At 71.8% G+C, this 16,896-nt stretch carries 13 protein-coding genes; 2 read left to right on the top strand and 11 right to left on the bottom strand.

Going from position 1 to position 16,896, the window contains the following annotated elements; translation table 11 throughout:
- Positions 1 to 77: 77 nt before the first annotated feature.
- Positions 78 to 1,076 carry an SDR family NAD(P)-dependent oxidoreductase gene (locus tag AB0G10_RS21730; protein WP_360924344.1) on the top strand — a complete coding sequence of 333 codons (999 nt, stop codon included), beginning with the start codon at positions 78 to 80 and terminating at the stop codon, positions 1,074 to 1,076.
- 175 nt (positions 1,077 to 1,251) lie between these two features.
- On the opposite strand, the gene AB0G10_RS21725 is transcribed toward AB0G10_RS21730, so the two are convergent.
- Positions 1,252 to 1,797 carry a TetR family transcriptional regulator gene (locus AB0G10_RS21725; protein ID WP_360924341.1) on the bottom strand — a complete coding sequence of 182 codons (546 nt, stop codon included), beginning with the start codon at positions 1,795 to 1,797 and terminating at the stop codon, positions 1,252 to 1,254.
- A 125-nt stretch (positions 1,798 to 1,922) separates the two neighbouring features.
- Here AB0G10_RS21725 and AB0G10_RS21720 point away from each other — a divergent pair, with 125 nt between their 5' ends.
- Positions 1,923 to 3,005, top strand: a complete 1,083-nt coding sequence (locus AB0G10_RS21720; protein WP_360924338.1) for a hypothetical protein — start codon at positions 1,923 to 1,925, stop codon at positions 3,003 to 3,005.
- A gap of 129 nt (positions 3,006 to 3,134) precedes the next feature.
- Here the strand turns inward: AB0G10_RS21720 and AB0G10_RS21715 are convergent, their stop codons facing one another.
- From AB0G10_RS21715 to kdpF, 10 genes are all read right to left on the bottom strand, one after another.
- The gene (locus AB0G10_RS21715; protein ID WP_360924335.1) at positions 3,135 to 3,431 is read right to left on the bottom strand and encodes a MoaD/ThiS family protein; all 297 of its coding nucleotides are present in this window, start codon (positions 3,429 to 3,431) and stop codon (positions 3,135 to 3,137) included.
- Positions 3,428 to 4,423, bottom strand: coding sequence for an exo-alpha-sialidase (locus tag AB0G10_RS21710; protein WP_360924332.1), 996 nt, complete (start codon positions 4,421 to 4,423; stop codon positions 3,428 to 3,430). Before AB0G10_RS21710 ends, AB0G10_RS21715 begins: the two co-directional genes overlap by 4 nt.
- Positions 4,424 to 4,599: 176 nt before the next feature.
- Positions 4,600 to 6,153, bottom strand: a complete 1,554-nt coding sequence (locus tag AB0G10_RS21705) for a methyl-accepting chemotaxis protein (RefSeq protein ID WP_360924329.1) — start codon at positions 6,151 to 6,153, stop codon at positions 4,600 to 4,602.
- Between the two features lie 54 nt (positions 6,154 to 6,207).
- Positions 6,208 to 6,876, bottom strand: coding sequence for a response regulator (locus AB0G10_RS21700; RefSeq protein ID WP_360924326.1), 669 nt, complete (start codon positions 6,874 to 6,876; stop codon positions 6,208 to 6,210).
- Complete coding sequence (locus AB0G10_RS21695) at positions 6,873 to 9,314, bottom strand: DUF4118 domain-containing protein (protein WP_360924323.1); 2,442 nt, start codon at positions 9,312 to 9,314, stop codon at positions 6,873 to 6,875. The genes AB0G10_RS21700 and AB0G10_RS21695 overlap by 4 nt, the downstream gene beginning before the upstream one ends.
- A gap of 248 nt (positions 9,315 to 9,562) precedes the next feature.
- Positions 9,563 to 12,055 (bottom strand): DUF4118 domain-containing protein, encoded by a 2,493-nt coding sequence (locus AB0G10_RS21690; protein WP_360924320.1) that lies wholly within the window; start codon positions 12,053 to 12,055, stop codon positions 9,563 to 9,565.
- A 12-nt stretch (positions 12,056 to 12,067) separates the two neighbouring features.
- Positions 12,068 to 12,829, bottom strand: coding sequence for a potassium-transporting ATPase subunit C (locus tag AB0G10_RS21685; RefSeq protein ID WP_360924317.1), 762 nt, complete (start codon positions 12,827 to 12,829; stop codon positions 12,068 to 12,070).
- Positions 12,830 to 12,835: 6 nt separating this feature from the next.
- On the bottom strand, positions 12,836 to 14,911 hold the full coding sequence (gene kdpB / locus AB0G10_RS21680; protein ID WP_360924314.1) for a potassium-transporting ATPase subunit KdpB: 2,076 nt from the start codon (positions 14,909 to 14,911) through the stop codon (positions 12,836 to 12,838).
- Positions 14,908 to 16,554 (bottom strand): potassium-transporting ATPase subunit KdpA, encoded by a 1,647-nt coding sequence (gene kdpA, locus AB0G10_RS21675; RefSeq protein WP_360924311.1) that lies wholly within the window; start codon positions 16,552 to 16,554, stop codon positions 14,908 to 14,910. The genes kdpB and kdpA overlap by 4 nt, the downstream gene beginning before the upstream one ends.
- On the bottom strand, positions 16,554 to 16,643 hold the full coding sequence (gene kdpF / locus AB0G10_RS21670; RefSeq protein WP_360924308.1) for a K(+)-transporting ATPase subunit F: 90 nt from the start codon (positions 16,641 to 16,643) through the stop codon (positions 16,554 to 16,556). The genes kdpA and kdpF overlap by 1 nt, the downstream gene beginning before the upstream one ends.
- Positions 16,644 to 16,896 lie beyond the last annotated feature (253 nt).

Below are 16,896 nucleotides of genomic sequence, written 5' to 3'. Positions count from 1 at the left end.
TCTGCCGGTGCTCGCGCGGCGCTATGCTGAAGTAAACTAAGTTCACTTCGCGTTTTCCCTGTTCATGGAGGTTATCGATGGCTCTCGGCGCCAACAGCACGGTCGGTGAATGGCTGGACCACCCGGAGGGCGGGCCGGCCTTCCGGGCGCTGCTCGGCCAGGGCGGCGACTTCGACGAGTCCCGGCTCGCGCCGGCCCGCGGCCTGCCGCTGCAGCAGCTCGTCGCCCTGAGCCAGGGGCAGATCCCGCAGGAGGCGGTCGACCAGCTGGTGCTCGCGGTCAACGCCGGCGTCGTGCCCGCGGAAGCCTCCTCGGGCGGCTGGGCCGAGAAGATCACGCCGGGCCGGTTCGACGGGCAGACCGTGATCGTGACGGGTGCGGCGTCGGGGATCGGCCGGGCCACCGCTTCCCGGATCGCGCGCGAGGGCGGCCGGGTGATCGCCGTCGACATTTCCGAAATTTCCCTCAAATCCCTCGCGGATGATCTCGGCGCGGCGATCGTGCCGGTGGTCGCCGACATCACCGTCGACGCCGGCATCGCCCGGATCGTGGAGGCCGCCGGCGACCGCATCGACGGCCTTGCCAACGTGGCCGGCGTGGTCGACGACTTCTCCCCCATCCACGAGACGGCCGACGACATCTGGGACCGGGTCTTCGCGGTGAACGTGGACGGCCTCTTCAAGCTGACCCGCGCCGTACTGCCGGCGATGCTCGAGGCGAAGCGCGGATCGATCGTCAACATCGCGTCCGAGGCGGCGCTGCGGGGCAGTGCGGCCGGCGTCGCCTACACGGCCTCCAAGCACGCGGTCCTCGGGATCACCAAGAACACCGCTTTCATGTACGGGCACCAGGGCATCCGCACCAACGCCGTGGCGCCGGGAGGCGTGGCCACCGGAATGGTCCCGCGCAACCAGTCGGAGTTCGGCCTGGCCCGCACCGGCCCGCTGCTGCGCACCATCCCGGGCGTGGCGATGCCGGAGCACCTGGCCGCCTCGATCACATTCCTGCTGAGCGACGACGCCATTAACCTGAACGGCGCAATCCTCCCCTCCGACGGCGGCTGGTCAGTGCAGTAGCCCCGCCCTCGCCTCGCCTCGCCGATCTTGTTGATCTGCGCAGGAACGGGGCGTCCCGGATCAACAAGATCGGCTCAGGCTCGATCTTGTTGATCCGCGCGGCCCCCTTTTGCCGATCTTGTTGATCTGCGCAGGAACGGGGCGTCGCGCATCAACAAGATCGGCTGAGGGAGGCTCAGGGGGAGGTGAGCGCCTGCTGGAGCAGCGCGCCGTAGCGCTTCACCAGCTCCCGGGGGTCGGCGGCGACCAGCGCCTCGTCGCCGACCACCCACAGGACGTAGAGCAGGCCGCCCACGACCGCGGCCGCGAGCCGGGCCCGGATGTCCGCGTCCGGTCCGTCGAGCCGGGCCCGCACCGGGCCGACGAACATCTTCTCGTGGATGTCCTGGAGCCGGGCCTTGATCTGCTCCTCGTTGCTGCCGCGGACCAGCGCCAGGTAGACGCCGCGGATGTCGTCGTCGGCGAGCAGCACCTCGACGAACCGCTTCCCGAACTCCTCCATCGGCACGTCCAGCAGCGGCTCGTCGTCGATGGTGAGGTGCATGGTCTCGAGGAAGAGCAGTTCTTTCGTACCGAAATGCCGGATAACCAGGGCCGGGTTGCTGCTCGCCAGCGCCGCGATGTCCCGCACCGATGTCCGGGCGAAACCTCGCTCGCGGAACAGGCGGGTCGCCGCCGTACGGATCTCCTCGCGGGTTGCCTCACCCGTACGCCTGACCATATTCCGATCGTAAGCCGACGCCGACCTTGCCCCCTCAGGGCCAACCCCCGCCGAACGCGAGGAAGGCTCGGATTGCCCGTGCTCAGCTATCCGGGATACGGCAGCCGAACACGGAAAGGTATGACATGAGCAAGGCGACACGGAGCCTGACCATCGCCGGCCTCGGTGTGCTGGCGAGCGCAGCGATCGGCGCAGGCCCCGCGCAAGCGTCACCGAGCACCACGCCGGACAACCCGCCGCCGGACTCGGCGGGCTCCTTCGAGACCTTCGCGGCCTGCGAGACGATCGGCAAGATCGGCAAGAAGCTCGGCGACTGGGACCGTCACGAGTGCATGAAACAACTGAGCGGAGCACGCCGCCTGAAGATCCTCTATGTCGAGTACGAGAGTGGAGCCCCGGCGTGGCCGGCCCCGGGCGGCCAGCAGAACGGCGGCCAGCAGCCGGGCGGCCCCCAACCAGGCGACCAGCAGCAGGGCGGCGGCCAGACCGGCGACCAGGGCAACCAGCAGCAGGGCAGCCAAACCGGCGATCAAGGCGGCCAGGCCGGCGACCAGCAGCAAGGCGGCCAGACCGGCGACCAGCAGCAGGGCGGCCAGACCGGCGACCAGCAGCAAGGCCAGACCGGCGACCAGGGCAACCAGCAGCAGGGCGGCCAGACCGGCGACCAGGGCGGTCAGGGTCAGCCCGCAGGCCAGGACCAGTCCGCTCAGCCGGGCGCCGTTCCGTCACCCGAGCCCACGACCGCTTCCCCGGCTCCCGTAGACACCAGCACCCCCGCCATGGCCGACACCGCCACCCCGACCCCGGCCGACACGGCGACCCCGGCCCCGGCCGACACCGCCACCCCGGCAGCGACCGAGACCCCGGCACCCACCGACACGGGCACCCCAGCCGCCGACGTGACCCCGGCCCCGGCCACCACCGACAACGGCACCGACACCACGACGGGCACGGACACCACGACCGGCACCGACACCACGACCGGAACCGAGACCCCGGCCGCGACTGAGACCCCGGCCGCCACCGACACCGGCACTCCGGCCACCACCGACACCACGACGGGCACCGGCACGGACACGACCGGCGCAACCGGCACCGACACGACCGACACCACCGGCACCGGCACGACCGACACCACGACGGCCCCCGCCAGCGAACCCGCCGGCGCGGAGACCACCACCACCGTCACCGGCATCACCGGCGGCTGACCTGAAACGACGGGCCACGCAACGACGGGCCACGCAACGACGGGCCACGCAACGACGAGCCACGCAACGACGAGGCACAAGACGACGGGAGACGGCGGCCGCGGACATCCCGGCCGCCGTCTTCGCCGATCACCCTCCGGCCATCGCCCCCACGACCATGAACGGCTCCTCGCCCTTGACCACCCGATCCGGCAGCAGATCGTCCGGCGAGGCGTTCGACAGGTCCTCCTCGCAGGCGAAGAAGCGCACCAGCGGCCGCCTCTGCCCGGTCCGCCGGTCCCGCATCGTGCCGAGCAGCATCGGATAGTCCCGCTCCACCGCGTCGAGCACGCTCCGCTGGGTGACCGGGGACTCGACGGAGACGGTCACCTCCTTGCCCACGTTCGCGAGGGTGCGCAGGTGGACCGGGAGGATCACCCGGATCACGGCAGCACCTGGGCTTCGACCGAGAGCACCGGCGGCAGGTCGCGCACCAGCGCGCGCCAGGTGTCGCCGCTGTCCGACGACCCGTACACCTGGCCGCCGCTCGTCCCGAAGTAGATGCCGCACGAGTCCAGCGTGTCGACCGCCATGGCGTCGCGGAGCACGTTGACGTAGCAGTTCTCCTGGGGGAGGCCGGCCGTGAGCGGCTCCCAGTTGTCGCCGCCGGTCCGGCTGCGGTAGACGCGCAGCTTGCCGTCCATGACGTAGTGCAGCGAGTCGCTCGTGATCGGCACCACGTAGATCGTCTCGGGTTCGTGGGCGTGCACCGCGATCGGGAAGCCGAAGTCGGTGGGCAGGTCGCCGCTGACTTCGCGCCAGTTCGCGCCGGCGTCGTCGGTGCGCAGCACGTCCCAGTGCTTCTGCATGAAGAGGGTGTCCGGCCGGGACGGGTGCTGGGCGAGCCGGTGCACGCAGTGGCCGACCTCGGCGCCCTGTTCGGCGATGCCCTCGGAGACCAGGCCGCGGTTGATCGGCTGCCAGCTGACTCCGCCGTCGTCGGTGCGGAATGCGCCGGCCGCCGAGATGGCCACGAAGATCCGGTCCGGGTTCACCGGATCGAGGATGATCGTGTGCAGGCACATGCCGCCTGCGCCGGGCTGCCATTTCGGAGCAGAGGCATGGGTACGAAGACCGGCCAGCTCCACCCATTTCTGGCCGCCGTCGGTCGACTTGTAGAGGGCCGCGTCCTCGGCGCCGGCGTAGACCACGTCCGGGTCGGTCCGGGACGGCTCGAGGTGCCAGATCCGCTTGAACTCCCACGGGCGCGGGGTCCCGTCGTACCAGAGGTGGTCACCGACCGGCGGTTCGTACACGAAGTCGTGGTCCACCTGCTGCCAGGACTTCCCGCCGTCGTCGGACCGGTGGATGACCTGGCCGAACCAGCCGCCGGACGCGGACGCCCAGATCCGGTCGGGATCGGCGGGCGAGCCGTTCACGTGATAGACCTCCCAGCCCGGGAAATGCGGGCCGTCAACCGACCATTCGCCCCGGTGGTAGGAGGACGTCAGGATGAAAGCACCTTTACGGGTGCCCACTAGCAAACGAACGCCGCTCATGTCTGCCCCCCTCGGGTGTGTTGTAGGAAACATCACACCACGAGGGTCCGACAGGATCAGCCCTGCAACGCTCGCGCCATCTCGGCCTGCTCGGCGAGCACCTCGTTCATCCGCGCCTGCACGCTGTCCATCCGCCCGATCGTCTCGCTCGTGGTGTGGATGCCGGCCGCGACCGTCTCGGCGCTGGCCTGGATCCCGGCGATCTGGTCGGCGACCTTCTGGGTGGCCTCGGCGGTCTCCCGGGCGAGTTCCTTGACCTCGCCGGCCACGACGGCGAAGCCCTTGCCGCTCTCCCCGGCCCGGGCCGCCTCGATGGTGGCGTTGAGCGCGAGCAGGTTGGTCTGCTCGGCGATCGACTCGATGATCTTGATGACGTCGCCGATCGCGGCCGAGGCCTGGCCGAGCGCGGCCACCTCGGCGGTCATCGCCGAGGCGCGGTCGACGGCCTGCTCGGCGACCGAGGTGGCGTCGCCGGAGGCGCTGCGCAGGCGGTCGACGGTGTCGAGCAGGGCCCGCGCGTTCTCGGCGGACCGTTCGGCGGCGCGCAGCACGTCGAGCCGTTGAGAGACGAGCTGCTGCACGTTGCGCAGCGAGGCGGCCCGGGACTCGGACAGGTCGATGTACTCGGTCGTGAAGAAGTCCATCGTGCCGACGATCCGATCACCGCTCATGATCGGGAAACAGACCCCCGACCGTACGCCGGCCCGCTGTGCCGCCGGCGCCCGCACACAGTCCGTCAGCTCGGCGAGGTCGCGGACGAAGACCAGGTCCCGGGATCGCCAGGCCCGGCCGGAGAGCCCGACGCCCTCGGCGAACGTGGCGGCGAGGGTGACCCGGCGGAACTCGTCGCCGGCCGACCCCGACTCGATCTGGAACTTCAGCACGTTGTCGGCCGGGTCGACCTCCCAGTACGACCCGTACGCCCAGCCGAACGCGCTGCGCACGCTGTCCAGGGCCACCTTGATCGCGGTCTGGCTGTCCGGCGCGGCGCCGAGCTTCGCGACGACGGTGGTGACGGCCATCCGGTCGTCGGCGACCTGCCGTAATTCGGCGGCCGCGACCGCGCTCTCCCGGGCCCGCTCGGCGATCCGGGCCAGGGCGGTGAACTTCTCCCGCCGGTTCGCGTCGAGGTAGAGCGGCGTCGGCGAGTAGTACTCGAGGACGGCATGCACCTCGGCGCCCTTCACGACCGGCACCACCACGGCGCCGACCATGCCGGCCTGGAAGGCGGCCTCGGCGCGGCGGCATTCGCCGTACTCGGCGGGCGACTCGGCGTAGACCGCCTGCCGGGTGCGGCACGCCTTGCCGACCAGCCCGGCGTCGGCCGGCAGTGTCCGGCCCGGGACGACGCCACCGGCCGCGGCCTGGAGCTGCGGGGTGATCCGCCCGGTCTCGTGCAGCAGGCGCAGGTGGTTGCCTCCGTCCGGGATCCAGATCGCGCCGTAGGCGAACCCGTGCGACTCGACCGTGCTGGTCACCGTGATCCGCCAGGCCGAGTTCTCGTCGACCGCGTTCTCCAGCGCCAGCACCAGCTCCTCGAGGGCCTCGACGTCGCGCGGCACGGGACGGGTCGCGGCCGGGGCCGCCTCACGGGAACCGAAGAACCGCATGGGTCTCCTCACGGAAGTGACGGGTGCGTCCCCAATATCGACCCGAAACCAGGATCATTGAGGCCGGAATCGATAACCCATACCGGGTTCGGTGATCAGGTGCTGGGGATGGGCCGGATCGGTCTCCAGCTTGCGGCGCAGCCGGGCCATGTACTGCCGCAGGTAGTTCGTCTCGGTCTGGTACTGCGGCCCCCACACGTCGTGCAGCAGCTCGCGCTGCGTGATCAGCTTGCCGGGGTGCCGGACCAGGTGTTCGAGCAGCTGCCACTCGGTCGGGGTGAGGCGTACCTCCGGGACGATGGAGCGCTCCGAAAGATCAACGACATAGGAGCCGATGCGTACGGCCGGAGTCGCGTCCACGGGCTGCACCCGCCGGGTCACGGCCCGGATCCGGGCCAGGAGCTCGTCGATCCCGAACGGCTTCGTGACGTAGTCGTCGGCGCCGGCGTCGAGGGCCGCCACCTTGTCGGTGCTGCCGTCCCGCCCGGAGAGCACGATGATCGGCACGTTGGTCCAGCCGCGCAGGCCGCCGATCACCTCGGTCCCCTCCATGTCCGGCAGGCCGAGGTCGAGCACGACCAGGTCGGGGTGGTGGTGCGCCGCCAGGTGGAGCGCGGTCGCGCCGTCCTGGGCGGCGTCCACCTCGTACCCCCGGGCCTTGAGATTGATCCGGAGAGCCCGCACGATCTGGGGCTCGTCGTCCACCACCAGGATGCGCGTCAAGGGGACACCGCCGGCAGGGAAATGATCATGGTGAGGCCGCCTCCGGGGGTCTCGTCGGGGATCAGGGAGCCGCCCATCGCCTCGGTGAGGCCGCGGGACAGCGCGAGGCCGAGGCCCACACCGGTGTGGTTGTCCCGGTCGCCGAGCCGCTGGAACGGCAGGAACACGTCGTCCCGCTTCGCGGCCGGGATGCCCGGCCCGTGGTCGACCACCCGGAGCTCGACCACGTCGCCGTGCGCGCTGCCGGTGATCATCGGCGGCCGGCCGGGCGGGCTGTAGCGCAGCGCGTTGCCGACCAGATTCACCAGCACCCGTTCCAGCAGGCCCGGATCGGCACGCAGCAGCGGCAGATCATCCGGGACGCGCACGGCGACCGTCCGGCCCTCCGGTCCGAGATCGTCCAAGGCCCGGGGTACGACCTCCTCGGCGCCCACCTCGATCACGGCGACCCCGAGCGCACCGGCCTGCAGACGGCTCATGTCCAGCAGATTCGCCACCAGCCCACCGAGCCGGTCCAACGACTCGCCCGCGGTGGCGAGCAACTCCGCACGATCCTCCTCACCGAACGCCACCTCGGAGCTGCGCAGCGACGCCACCGCCGCCGTCGCCGACGCCAACGGCGTACGCAGATCGTGACTCACCGCCGCAAGCAACGCGGTGCGCAACCGATTCGCCTCGGCCAGCGGCCTCACGCTGGCCGCCTCGGCGGCCAGCCGCTCCTGACGCAACGCCACCGCGGCCTGCGCCGCGAACGCCTCCACGATCCGCCGGTCGGCCGCCTCCAGGACCCGCCCGCGCAGCAGCATCAGCAGGTCGCCGTCGGCCTTCACGACGTCGTCGGCCCGGTCCGCCCGCAGCCCGGGACGACCGACCTCGGCCACCGTCGTCCCGTCCTCGGTCAGCGCCACCGACTCCAGCGCGAACGTCTCCCGGAGCCGGTCGAGCAGCGCCATGAGCGGGCGCTCGCCGCGCAGCACGCTGCCCGCCACGGTGGCGAGGGTCTGCGCCTCGGCGGACGCCCGCGCGGCCTGCCGGGTCCGCCGGGCCGCCGTGTCGACCACCCAGCTCACCGCGACCGCCACGATCACGAAGATGGCGAGCGCCAGCAGGTTCTGCTCCTGCGCCACCAGGAACCGCCCGTACGGCGGGGTGAAGTACCAGTTGAGCAGCAGCGATCCGCCGACCGCGGCGAGCAGGGCCGGCCCGAGCCCGCCGATCAGCGCGACACCGACGACCACGACCAGGAAGAGCAGGATGCCGGTGATCAGCGGCTGGCCGGGCAGCGCCAGCAGCAGCGCGGTGAGCAGCGGCAGGCCGGCCAGGACGGTCGCGAACCCGGCGATCCGCCGGCGCCGGGACAGCGCGGCCGGCATCGGCCGGCGGCGGCCACCCCGGGCCGCCCGCTCGTGGCCGACCAGGTGCACGTCGATCGACCCGGCCAGCATCGCGGTGGTGGCGCCGGCCCGGGCGCTCCTCCTCCCCCGGCCGGAGACGCCGAGCACGATCTGGGTGGCGTTCACGCCCCGGGCGAACTCCACCAGCGCCCGCGGCACGTCCAGGCCGGCGACCTGGTGATAGGTGCCGCCGAGGCTCTCCGTGAGCACCCGCTGCCGGGCCAGCTCGGCCGGGTCGGCGCCGGCCAGCCCGTCGCTGCGGGTCACGTGCACGGCGAGCAACTCGGCGCCCCGGCTCCGGGCCGCGATCCGCGCGGCCCGCCGGATCAGCGTCTCCCCCTCCGGCCCGCCGCCGATCGCCACGACCACCCGTTCCCGGGCCTCCCAGGTGGCGTCGATGCCGTGGTCGGCGCGATACCGGCCCAGCTGCTCGTCGACCTTGCCGGCCAGCCAGAGCAGGGCCAGCTCGCGCAGCGCCGTGAGGTTCCCGGTCCGGAACCGGTTCGCCAGCGCCGCGTCCACCTCCCCGGGACCGTAGACGTTGCCGTGCGCGACGCGACGCCGCAGCGCCTCCGGCGTCATGTCGACGAGCTCGACCTGCTCGGCGGCCCGGACCACGGCGTCCGGCACGGTCTCCCGCTGCTCGACGCCGGTGATCCGGGCGACCACGTCGCCGAGCGAGGCGAGCTCCTGGACGTTCACCGTGGTCAGCACGCTGATCCCGGCGTCCAGCAGCTCCTCGACGTCCTGCCGGCGGTACGCGTTGCGGGAACCGGGAGCATTCGTGTGAGCGAGCTCGTCGACGACCGCCACCTCCGGCCGGCGCCGCAGCAGAGCGTCCAGGTCAAGCTCCGAGCCCCGGAGCGGAACCGTCTCGAGATCGCCGATCATGGCCGCGGTGTGCGCACGCCCGTGCGTCTCGGCGACCCCGATCACCACGTCGGTCCCGCGGCCCGCGCGCCGCCGGGCCTCCTCCAGCGCGGCGTACGTCTTCCCGACCCCCGGAGCCGCCCCCAGGTAGATCCGCAATTCCCCGCGCGCCACACCCGAGAACCTACCCGCCCCTCCCACCAGCCTCTCCCCGCCCGCGATCTTGTGAATCCGTGCGAGAACGGCGCAGCCCCGATCAACAAGATCGCGATGAGAGGGGCGGCGGCAGACAGCCGGCCTGCGCGGCGGCAGGCAGCGGCCTGCGCGGCCTGCGCGGCGATCACCGTGGCGGCGGCCGCGAGGACGACCATCGGCGGCGAGGCCGATCCGGTACGGGTCACCGTAGGCGGAGGAACGCCTGGTCATGGCGATACCGCGGGCAGTGCGAGGATCATCGTGAGGCCACCGCCCGGCGTCTCCTCGGGCGTCAGCGTGCCGCCCATCGCCTCGGTGAGGCCGCGGGACAGCGCGAGCCCGAGGCCCGCGCCGGTGTGGTTGTCCCGGTCGCCGAGCCGCTGGAACGGCAGGAACACGTCGTCCCACCGGTCGCTCGGGATGCCCGGCCCGCGGTCGATGACGCGCAGTTCCACGGTGTCGCCGTGCGCGCTCCCGGTGATCATCGGCGGCCGGCCGGGTGGGCTGTAGCGCAGCGCGTTGCCGACCAGATTCACCAGCACCCGTTCCAGCAGGCCCGGATCGGCACGCAGCAGCGGCAGATCATCCGGGACACGCACGGCGACCATCCGGCCCTCCGGTCCGAGATCGTCCAAGGCCCGGGGTACGACCTCCTCGGCGCCCACCTCGATCACGGCGACCCCGAGCGCACCGGCCTGCAGACGGCTCATGTCCAGCAGATTCGCCACCAGCCCACCGAGCCGGTCCAACGACTCGCCCGCGGTGGCGAGCAACTCCGCACGATCCTCCTCACCGAACGCCACCTCGGAGCTGCGCAGCGACGCCACCGCCGCCGTCGCCGACGCCAACGGCGTACGCAGATCGTGGCTCACCGCCGCGAGCAACGCGGTGCGCAACCGATTCGCCTCGGCCAGCGGCCTCACGCTGGCCGCCTCGGCGGCCAGCCGCTCCTGACGCAACGCCACCGCGGCCTGCGCCGCGAACGCCTCCACGATCCGCCGATCGGACGCCTCCAAAATCCGGCCGCGCAAAAGCAACCTCAGCTCACCGCCGCCCGAGACCCCACCGCCGGCCGTGACCTCGACGTCGGCCTCGCCCCGGGTGCAGGCCCGGCCCACCGAGGCGACCACGACCTCCCCTTCCAGCAGCGTCACGGCGTCCAGCGCGAACGTCTCCCGCAGCCGGTCGAGCAGCGCCATGAGCGGGCGCTCGCCGCGCAGCACGCTGCCCGCCACGGTGGCGAGGGTCTGCGCCTCGGCGGACGCCCGCGCGGCCTGCCGGGTCCGCCGGGCCGCCGTGTCGACCACCCAGCTCACCGCGACCGCCACGGTCACGAAGATCGCCAGCGCCAGCAGGTTCTGCCCCTCGGCGATGGTGAACCGGCCGACCGGCGGCGTGAAGAACCAGTTGAGCACGAGCGAACCGCCGACCGCCGCGACCAGGGCCGGCCACAGGCCGCCGATCAGCGCGACGCCGACGACCGCCACCAGGAAGAGCAGGATGTCGTCGATGAGCGGCAACTCCGGGGCGATCGTCAGCCCCGCGGTGAGCAGCGGCAGGCCGAGCAGCGCGGTGAGCAGCCCGGCGATCCGCCGTCGCCGGGAGAGCGCCGGCGGGAGTGGCCCGCCGCGGCGCCCCCGGCCGGCCCGCTCGTGCGGGACCAGGTGCACGTCGATCGAACCGGACCGGGCGATCGTGGTGACCCCGACGCCGGCCGCGACCAGTTGCGCGAGCCGTCCCCGGCGGGACGCGCCGAGCACGATCTGGGTGGCGTTCACGCCCCGGGCGAAGTCGAGCAGCGCCTGCGCCACGTCGCCGCCGGCGACCTGGTGGTACGTGCCGCCGAGGCTCTCCGTGAGCACCCGCTGCCGGGCCAGCTCGGCCGGGTCGGCGCCGGCCAGCCCGTCGCTGCGGGTCACGTGTACGGCGAGCAACTCGGCGCCCCGGCTCCGGGCGGCGATCCGGGCGGCCCGGCGGATCAGCGTCTCCCCCTCCGGGCCGCCGGTGAGCGCGACCGCGACCCGCTCCCGGGCCTCCCAGGTGGTGTCGATGTCGTGGTCGGCGCGGTACCGGCCCAGCTGCTCGTCGACCTTGCCGGCCAGCCAGAGCAGGGCCAGCTCGCGCAGCGCGGTCAGGTTCCCGGCCCGGAACCAGTTGCCGAGCGCGGCGTCCACCTTCTCCGGCCGGTAGACGTTGCCGTGCGCGAGCCGCCGCCGCAGCGCCTCCGGCGTCATGTCGACGAGCTCGACCTGCTCGGCGGCCCGGACCACGGCGTCCGGCACGGTCTCCCGCTGCTCGACGCCGGTGATCCGGGCGACCACGTCGTTGAGCGATTCGAGGTGCTGGACGTTCACCGTGGTCAGCACGCCGATCCCGGCGTCGAGCAGCGCGTGCACGTCCTGCCAGCGCTTGTCGTTCCGGGAGCCCGGCACGTTGGTGTGCGCGAGCTCGTCGACGACGGCGAGCTCCGGCCGGCGGGCCAGCACGGCCTCGAGGTCCATCTCGCCGAAGGCCGCGCCGCGATAGGTCACCTCGCGGCGCGGGATCACCTCCAGCCCGCCGATCATCGCGGCGGTGTGCCGGCGGCCGTGCGTCTCCACCAGGGCGATCACGACGTCGGTGCCGCGCCCGGCCCGGCGGTGCGCCTCTTCGAGCATCGCGTAGGTCTTGCCGACGCCGGGCGCCGCCCCCAGATAGATCCGCAGTTCACCGCGAGGCATGGCAGACAGCCTTCAGTTGTCCAAGGTCAAGTTCAGCTTGAGTACGTTGACCGTCGGCTGCCCCAGGAAGCCGAGCGCCCGGCCGTCGGTGTTCTCCGCGATCAGCTGCCGCACCCGGGCGACGTCCATGCCCCGTTCGCGGGCCACCCGGGGCGCCTGCAACGCGGCGTACTCCGGGCTGATGTGCGGATCGATCCCGCTCCCGCTCGCGGTGACCGCATCGGCCGGCACGGCGGGCGACGAGGGCGCGTCCCCGCGGATCGGCGTGATCACCCCGCCGGAGACCGCGACCGGCCCGGACTCGACGGGAACGCCCTCATAGGTGGGCACGAACGCCGGGCCGTTGACCGCCACCACCCGGGTCACCGGGCCGGTGAAACCGTCCCTGCGGAACACCTCGAGGACCGCGCCGACACCGTCGTCCGTGCAATAGGGACGACTCCCGTCGACGCCTTCGAGCCTGCCGATCGCGAGGCTGCGCGCGCAGACCTGGGTGAGCAGGCTCTTCCGGTCCGGGGTGTCGACCACGTCCTCCGGCCCGAGGTTGCTCGCGCCGGTGGCGGTCGGGTCGTAGGAGCCCGGCCGGCTCTGGAAGTACCTGCCGACGGGATTGCCGTCGGCGTCGGTGAACGCCTGACCGATCAGGGTGACGTCTCCCGATCGTCCGGAGATGAAGGGCAGCTTCGCCACCCCCACGAACACGAGGGGGTAGGCGACACCGAGCAGAGCCGTGAGGACGAGCAGCGCACGCAGCGCCGCGAGATGCAGTCTCATGAGGAATCAGATCCCGGGGATGAGCTGGACGAGGAGGTCGATGAGCTTGATGCCGAGGAACGGGGCGACGACCCCGCCGAGGCCGTAGATCAGCAGGTTGCGGCCGAGCAGGCTGCTCGCCGAGGCCGGCCGGTACCGGACGCCCCGCAGGGCGAGCGGGATCAGGAGGACGATCACGACGGCGTTGAAGATCACCGCGGAGAGGATCGCCGAACCGGGCGAGTGCAGCCGCATGACGTTGAGGGTGTCGAGGCCCGGGTAGACCGCCGCGAACATGGCCGGGATGATCGCGAAGTACTTGGCGATGTCGTTCGCGATCGAGAACGTCGTCAGCGCGCCCCGGGTGATCAGCAACTGCTTGCCGATCTCCACGATCTCGATGAGCTTGGTCGGGTCCGAGTCGAGGTCGACCATGTTGCCGGCCTCCTTCGCGGCCGACGTGCCGGTGTTCATCGCGACGCCGACGTCCGCCTGGGCCAGCGCCGGCGCGTCGTTGGTGCCGTCGCCGGTCATCGCGACGAGGCGCCCGCCCCGCTGCTCCTTCCTGATCAGCGCGAGCTTGTCCTCGGGCGTGGCCTCGGCCAGGAAGTCGTCGACCCCGGCCTCGGCGGCGATCGCGGCCGCGGTGCGCGGATTGTCGCCGGTGATCATCACGGTGCGGATGCCCATCCGGCGCATCTCCGCGAAGCGGGCCCGCATCCCGGGCTTCACCGTGTCCTTGAGGTGGATCACCCCGAGGATGCGATCGTTCTCGGCCACCACGAGCGGGGTCCCGCCCTCGGCACTGATCCGGTCCACGATCGCGTCCACCTCGGCGCTGTCCGCTCCGGCCCACTTGATCACGGAGGCGGCGGCGCCCTTGCGGATCTCCCTCCCGCCGATGTCCACGCCACTCATCCGGGTCTGCGCCGTGAACGGCACGAACGTCGCGCTCGCCATCAGCCCCGGCTCCCGCTCCCGGATGCCGAACTCGTTCTTCGCGAGCACCACCACCGAGCGCCCCTCCGGCGTCTCGTCGGCCAGGCTGGCGAGTTGCGCCGCGCCGGCGAGATCTTCCGGATCAACCCCCTTCACGGGTACGAACTCAGCGGCCTGCCGGTTGCCCAGGGTGATCGTGCCCGTCTTGTCGAGCAGCAGGGTGCTCACGTCGCCGGCCGCCTCGACGGCACGCCCGCTCATCGCCAGCACATTGCGCTGCACGAGCCGGTCCATGCCGGCGATGCCGATCGCGGAGAGCAGCGCGCCGATCGTGGTGGGGATGAGGCAGACCAGCAGCGAGACCAGCACGATGCCGGTGACGCCGTCCGCGTCGATCGCCGCGGTGTCCGGCGCCGCCGCCTGGTACGCCTTCGAGAAGATCGCGAGCGGCTGCAGCGTCACCACCGCGAGCAGGAAGATCACCGTGAGCGCGGCGAGCAGGATGTTGAGCGCGATCTCGTTCGGCGTCTTCTGCCGGTTCGCGCCCTCGACCAGGGCGATCATCCGGTCCACGAAGCTCTCACCGGGCTTCTGCGTGATCCGGACGACGATCCGGTCGCTGAGCACCTTCGTGCCGCCGGTGACGGCCGAGCGGTCGCCGCCGGACTCCCGGATGACCGGGGCCGACTCGCCGGTGATCGCCGACTCGTCGACGCTGGCGATGCCCTCGATCACGTCACCGTCGCCGGGAATGACCCGGCCGGCCTCGACGACCACCACGTCGCCCTGCTTCAGCGCGGTCGCCGCGACCTCCCGGCCGTCCGCCAGATAGGCCACGGTGTCCTGCTTCACGGCCCGCAGCGCGGCGGCCTGCGCCTTGCCCCGGCCCTCGGCGACCGCCTCGGCCAGGTTGGCGAAGACCACGGTGAGCCAGAGCCAGCCGGTGATCAGCCAGGAGAAGAGGCTCGGATCGGCGAGCGACAGCACGGTCGTGAAGACCGCGCCGGCCTCGACGATGAACATGACCGGGTTGCGCCACATCGTGCGCGGGTCGAGCTTGCGCAGCGCGTCCGGCAGGCTCCGGCGGAACTGGCGGGGATCGAGGAGGCCCGGTTTCACCGCGGATGCGGCGGCGGGCGGCTTCTCCAGTGTCGGGGCGGTCATGAGAGGCCCTCCGCGAGGGGTCCGAGAGCGAGAGCGGGGAGGAAGGTGAGGGCGACCAGGACGACCGTCACGCCGGCGACCATGCCGACGAAGAGCGGCCGGTGGGTGGGGAGAGTGCCCTCCGACTCGGGCACCGGCTGCTGCTTCGCGAGCGCGCCGGCCAGCGCCAGGACCAGGATCAGCGGCAGGAATCGGCCGAGCAGCATCGCCAGCCCGAGCGCGGTGTCCCACCAGCCGGTGTTCACGGTGATGCCGCCGAACGCCGACCCGTTGTTGTTCGCGGCGCTGGTGAACGCGTACAGCACCTCGGAGAGCGCGTGCGGCCCGGTGTTGAGCGCCGTGCCGCTGTTGCCGGTCGCGAACGCGGCGGCCGCGCCGGTGAGCACCAGCACCGGGGTGATCAGGAAGTAGGACGACGCCAGCTTCATCTCCCGGGCGCCGATCTTCTTGCCCAGGTACTCCGGGGTGCGGCCGACCATGAGGCCCGCGACGAAGACCGTGATCACGGCGAGGATCAGCATGCCGTAGAGGCCCGATCCGACGCCGCCCGGCGCCACCTCGCCGAGCATCATGTTGACCATCGGCATCATGCCGCCCAGCGCCGTGTACGAGTCGTGGAACGAGTTCACCGCGCCGGTCGAGGTCAGCGTGGTCGCCGCGGCGAACACGGCGGAGTTCGTCACCCCGTACCTCGTCTCCTTGCCCTCCATGGCGGCGCCGACGGCCTGCGGGACCGTTCCGGCGCCGTGCGTCTCGAAGGCCACGGTCAGGGCGACGCTGCCGAGCGCGAGGATCGCCATGACCGCCGCGATCGCGTAGCCCTGCCGGTTCTGCCCGACCATCCGGCCGAACACCCGGGGCAGGCTGAACGGGATCAGCAGGATCAGGAAGATCTGGATCCAGTTGGTCCAGGTCGTCGGGTTCTCGAACGGGTGGGCCGAGTTGGCGTTGTAGAAGCCGCCGCCGTTGGTGCCGAGCTCCTTGATCGCCTCCTGGGACGCGACCGGGCCGCCGGTGATGTGCTGCGTGCCGCCGGTCAGCGTGCTCACCTCCGTACCCCCGGAAAGGTTCTGCACCATCCCGGCGATCATGAAAACGAGCGTCGCGAGCAGGCACACCGGCAGAAGGATCCGCAGCGTGATCCGGGTCAGGTCGACCCAGAAGTTGCCCAGCGTGCTCTGCTTCCGCGCCGCGAACCCCCGCATCAGCGCCACGGCGACCGCGATGCCGACGCCCGCCGACACGAAGTTCTGCACGGCGAGGCCGGCCATCTGCACGAGGTGGCCCAGCGTCGACTCACCGGCGTACGCCTGCCAGTTGGTGTTGGTGACGAAGCTGACCGCGGTGTTCCAGGCGATGTGATCGGTCACGGCCGGCAGGCCGAGCGACAGCCACAGCCGGTCCTGCAGGCGCAGGAACAGGTAGAGGAAGAGCACCGAGACGGCGGAGAACGCCAGCACCGACCGGGCGTACACGCCCCAGGTCTGGCCGGCCGCGGCGTCCACGCCGACCAGCCGGAAGACGCCGCGCTCGGCGGCGCTGTGCCTCGTCCCGGTGACCACCCGGTGGATGTGGTCGCCGAACGGCCGGTACACCGCGGCGATCGCGACGACCAGCGACAACACGAAGAACCAGCCGGCCATCAGAACTTCTCCGGGAACAGCAGGGCGGCCACCAGGAAGGCGGCGAGAGCGACGGCCAGGATCAGGCCGGCCAGGTTGACGGCGCTCATCAGCGTTCGACCGCCCGGATCAGCACGGCGAACGCCGCGAACAGCGCCACCGTGAGAACGACGAACCCGAGATCAGCCACGGGAGGACTCCTGTTTCGGAGGGATTTTGCTTACCGGGGAAGCAAATCCCGCCGCGGACCGCCGTGACAGGTCTGTTCACACCACGCTGACGCCCCGGCCACCGTTGTTGACGCCCTGTTGACGCCACCACTCAAGCGTGTTGACTTGAGGCGCGGATTGCACCCCAACTCAA

This window comes from Actinoplanes sp. NPDC023714, assembly GCF_040639855.1.
Classification (GTDB): domain Bacteria; phylum Actinomycetota; class Actinomycetes; order Mycobacteriales; family Micromonosporaceae; genus Actinoplanes.
The sequence above is the reverse complement of the archived record's forward strand: the minus strand, read 5'-3'. Positions and strand labels throughout refer to the sequence as shown.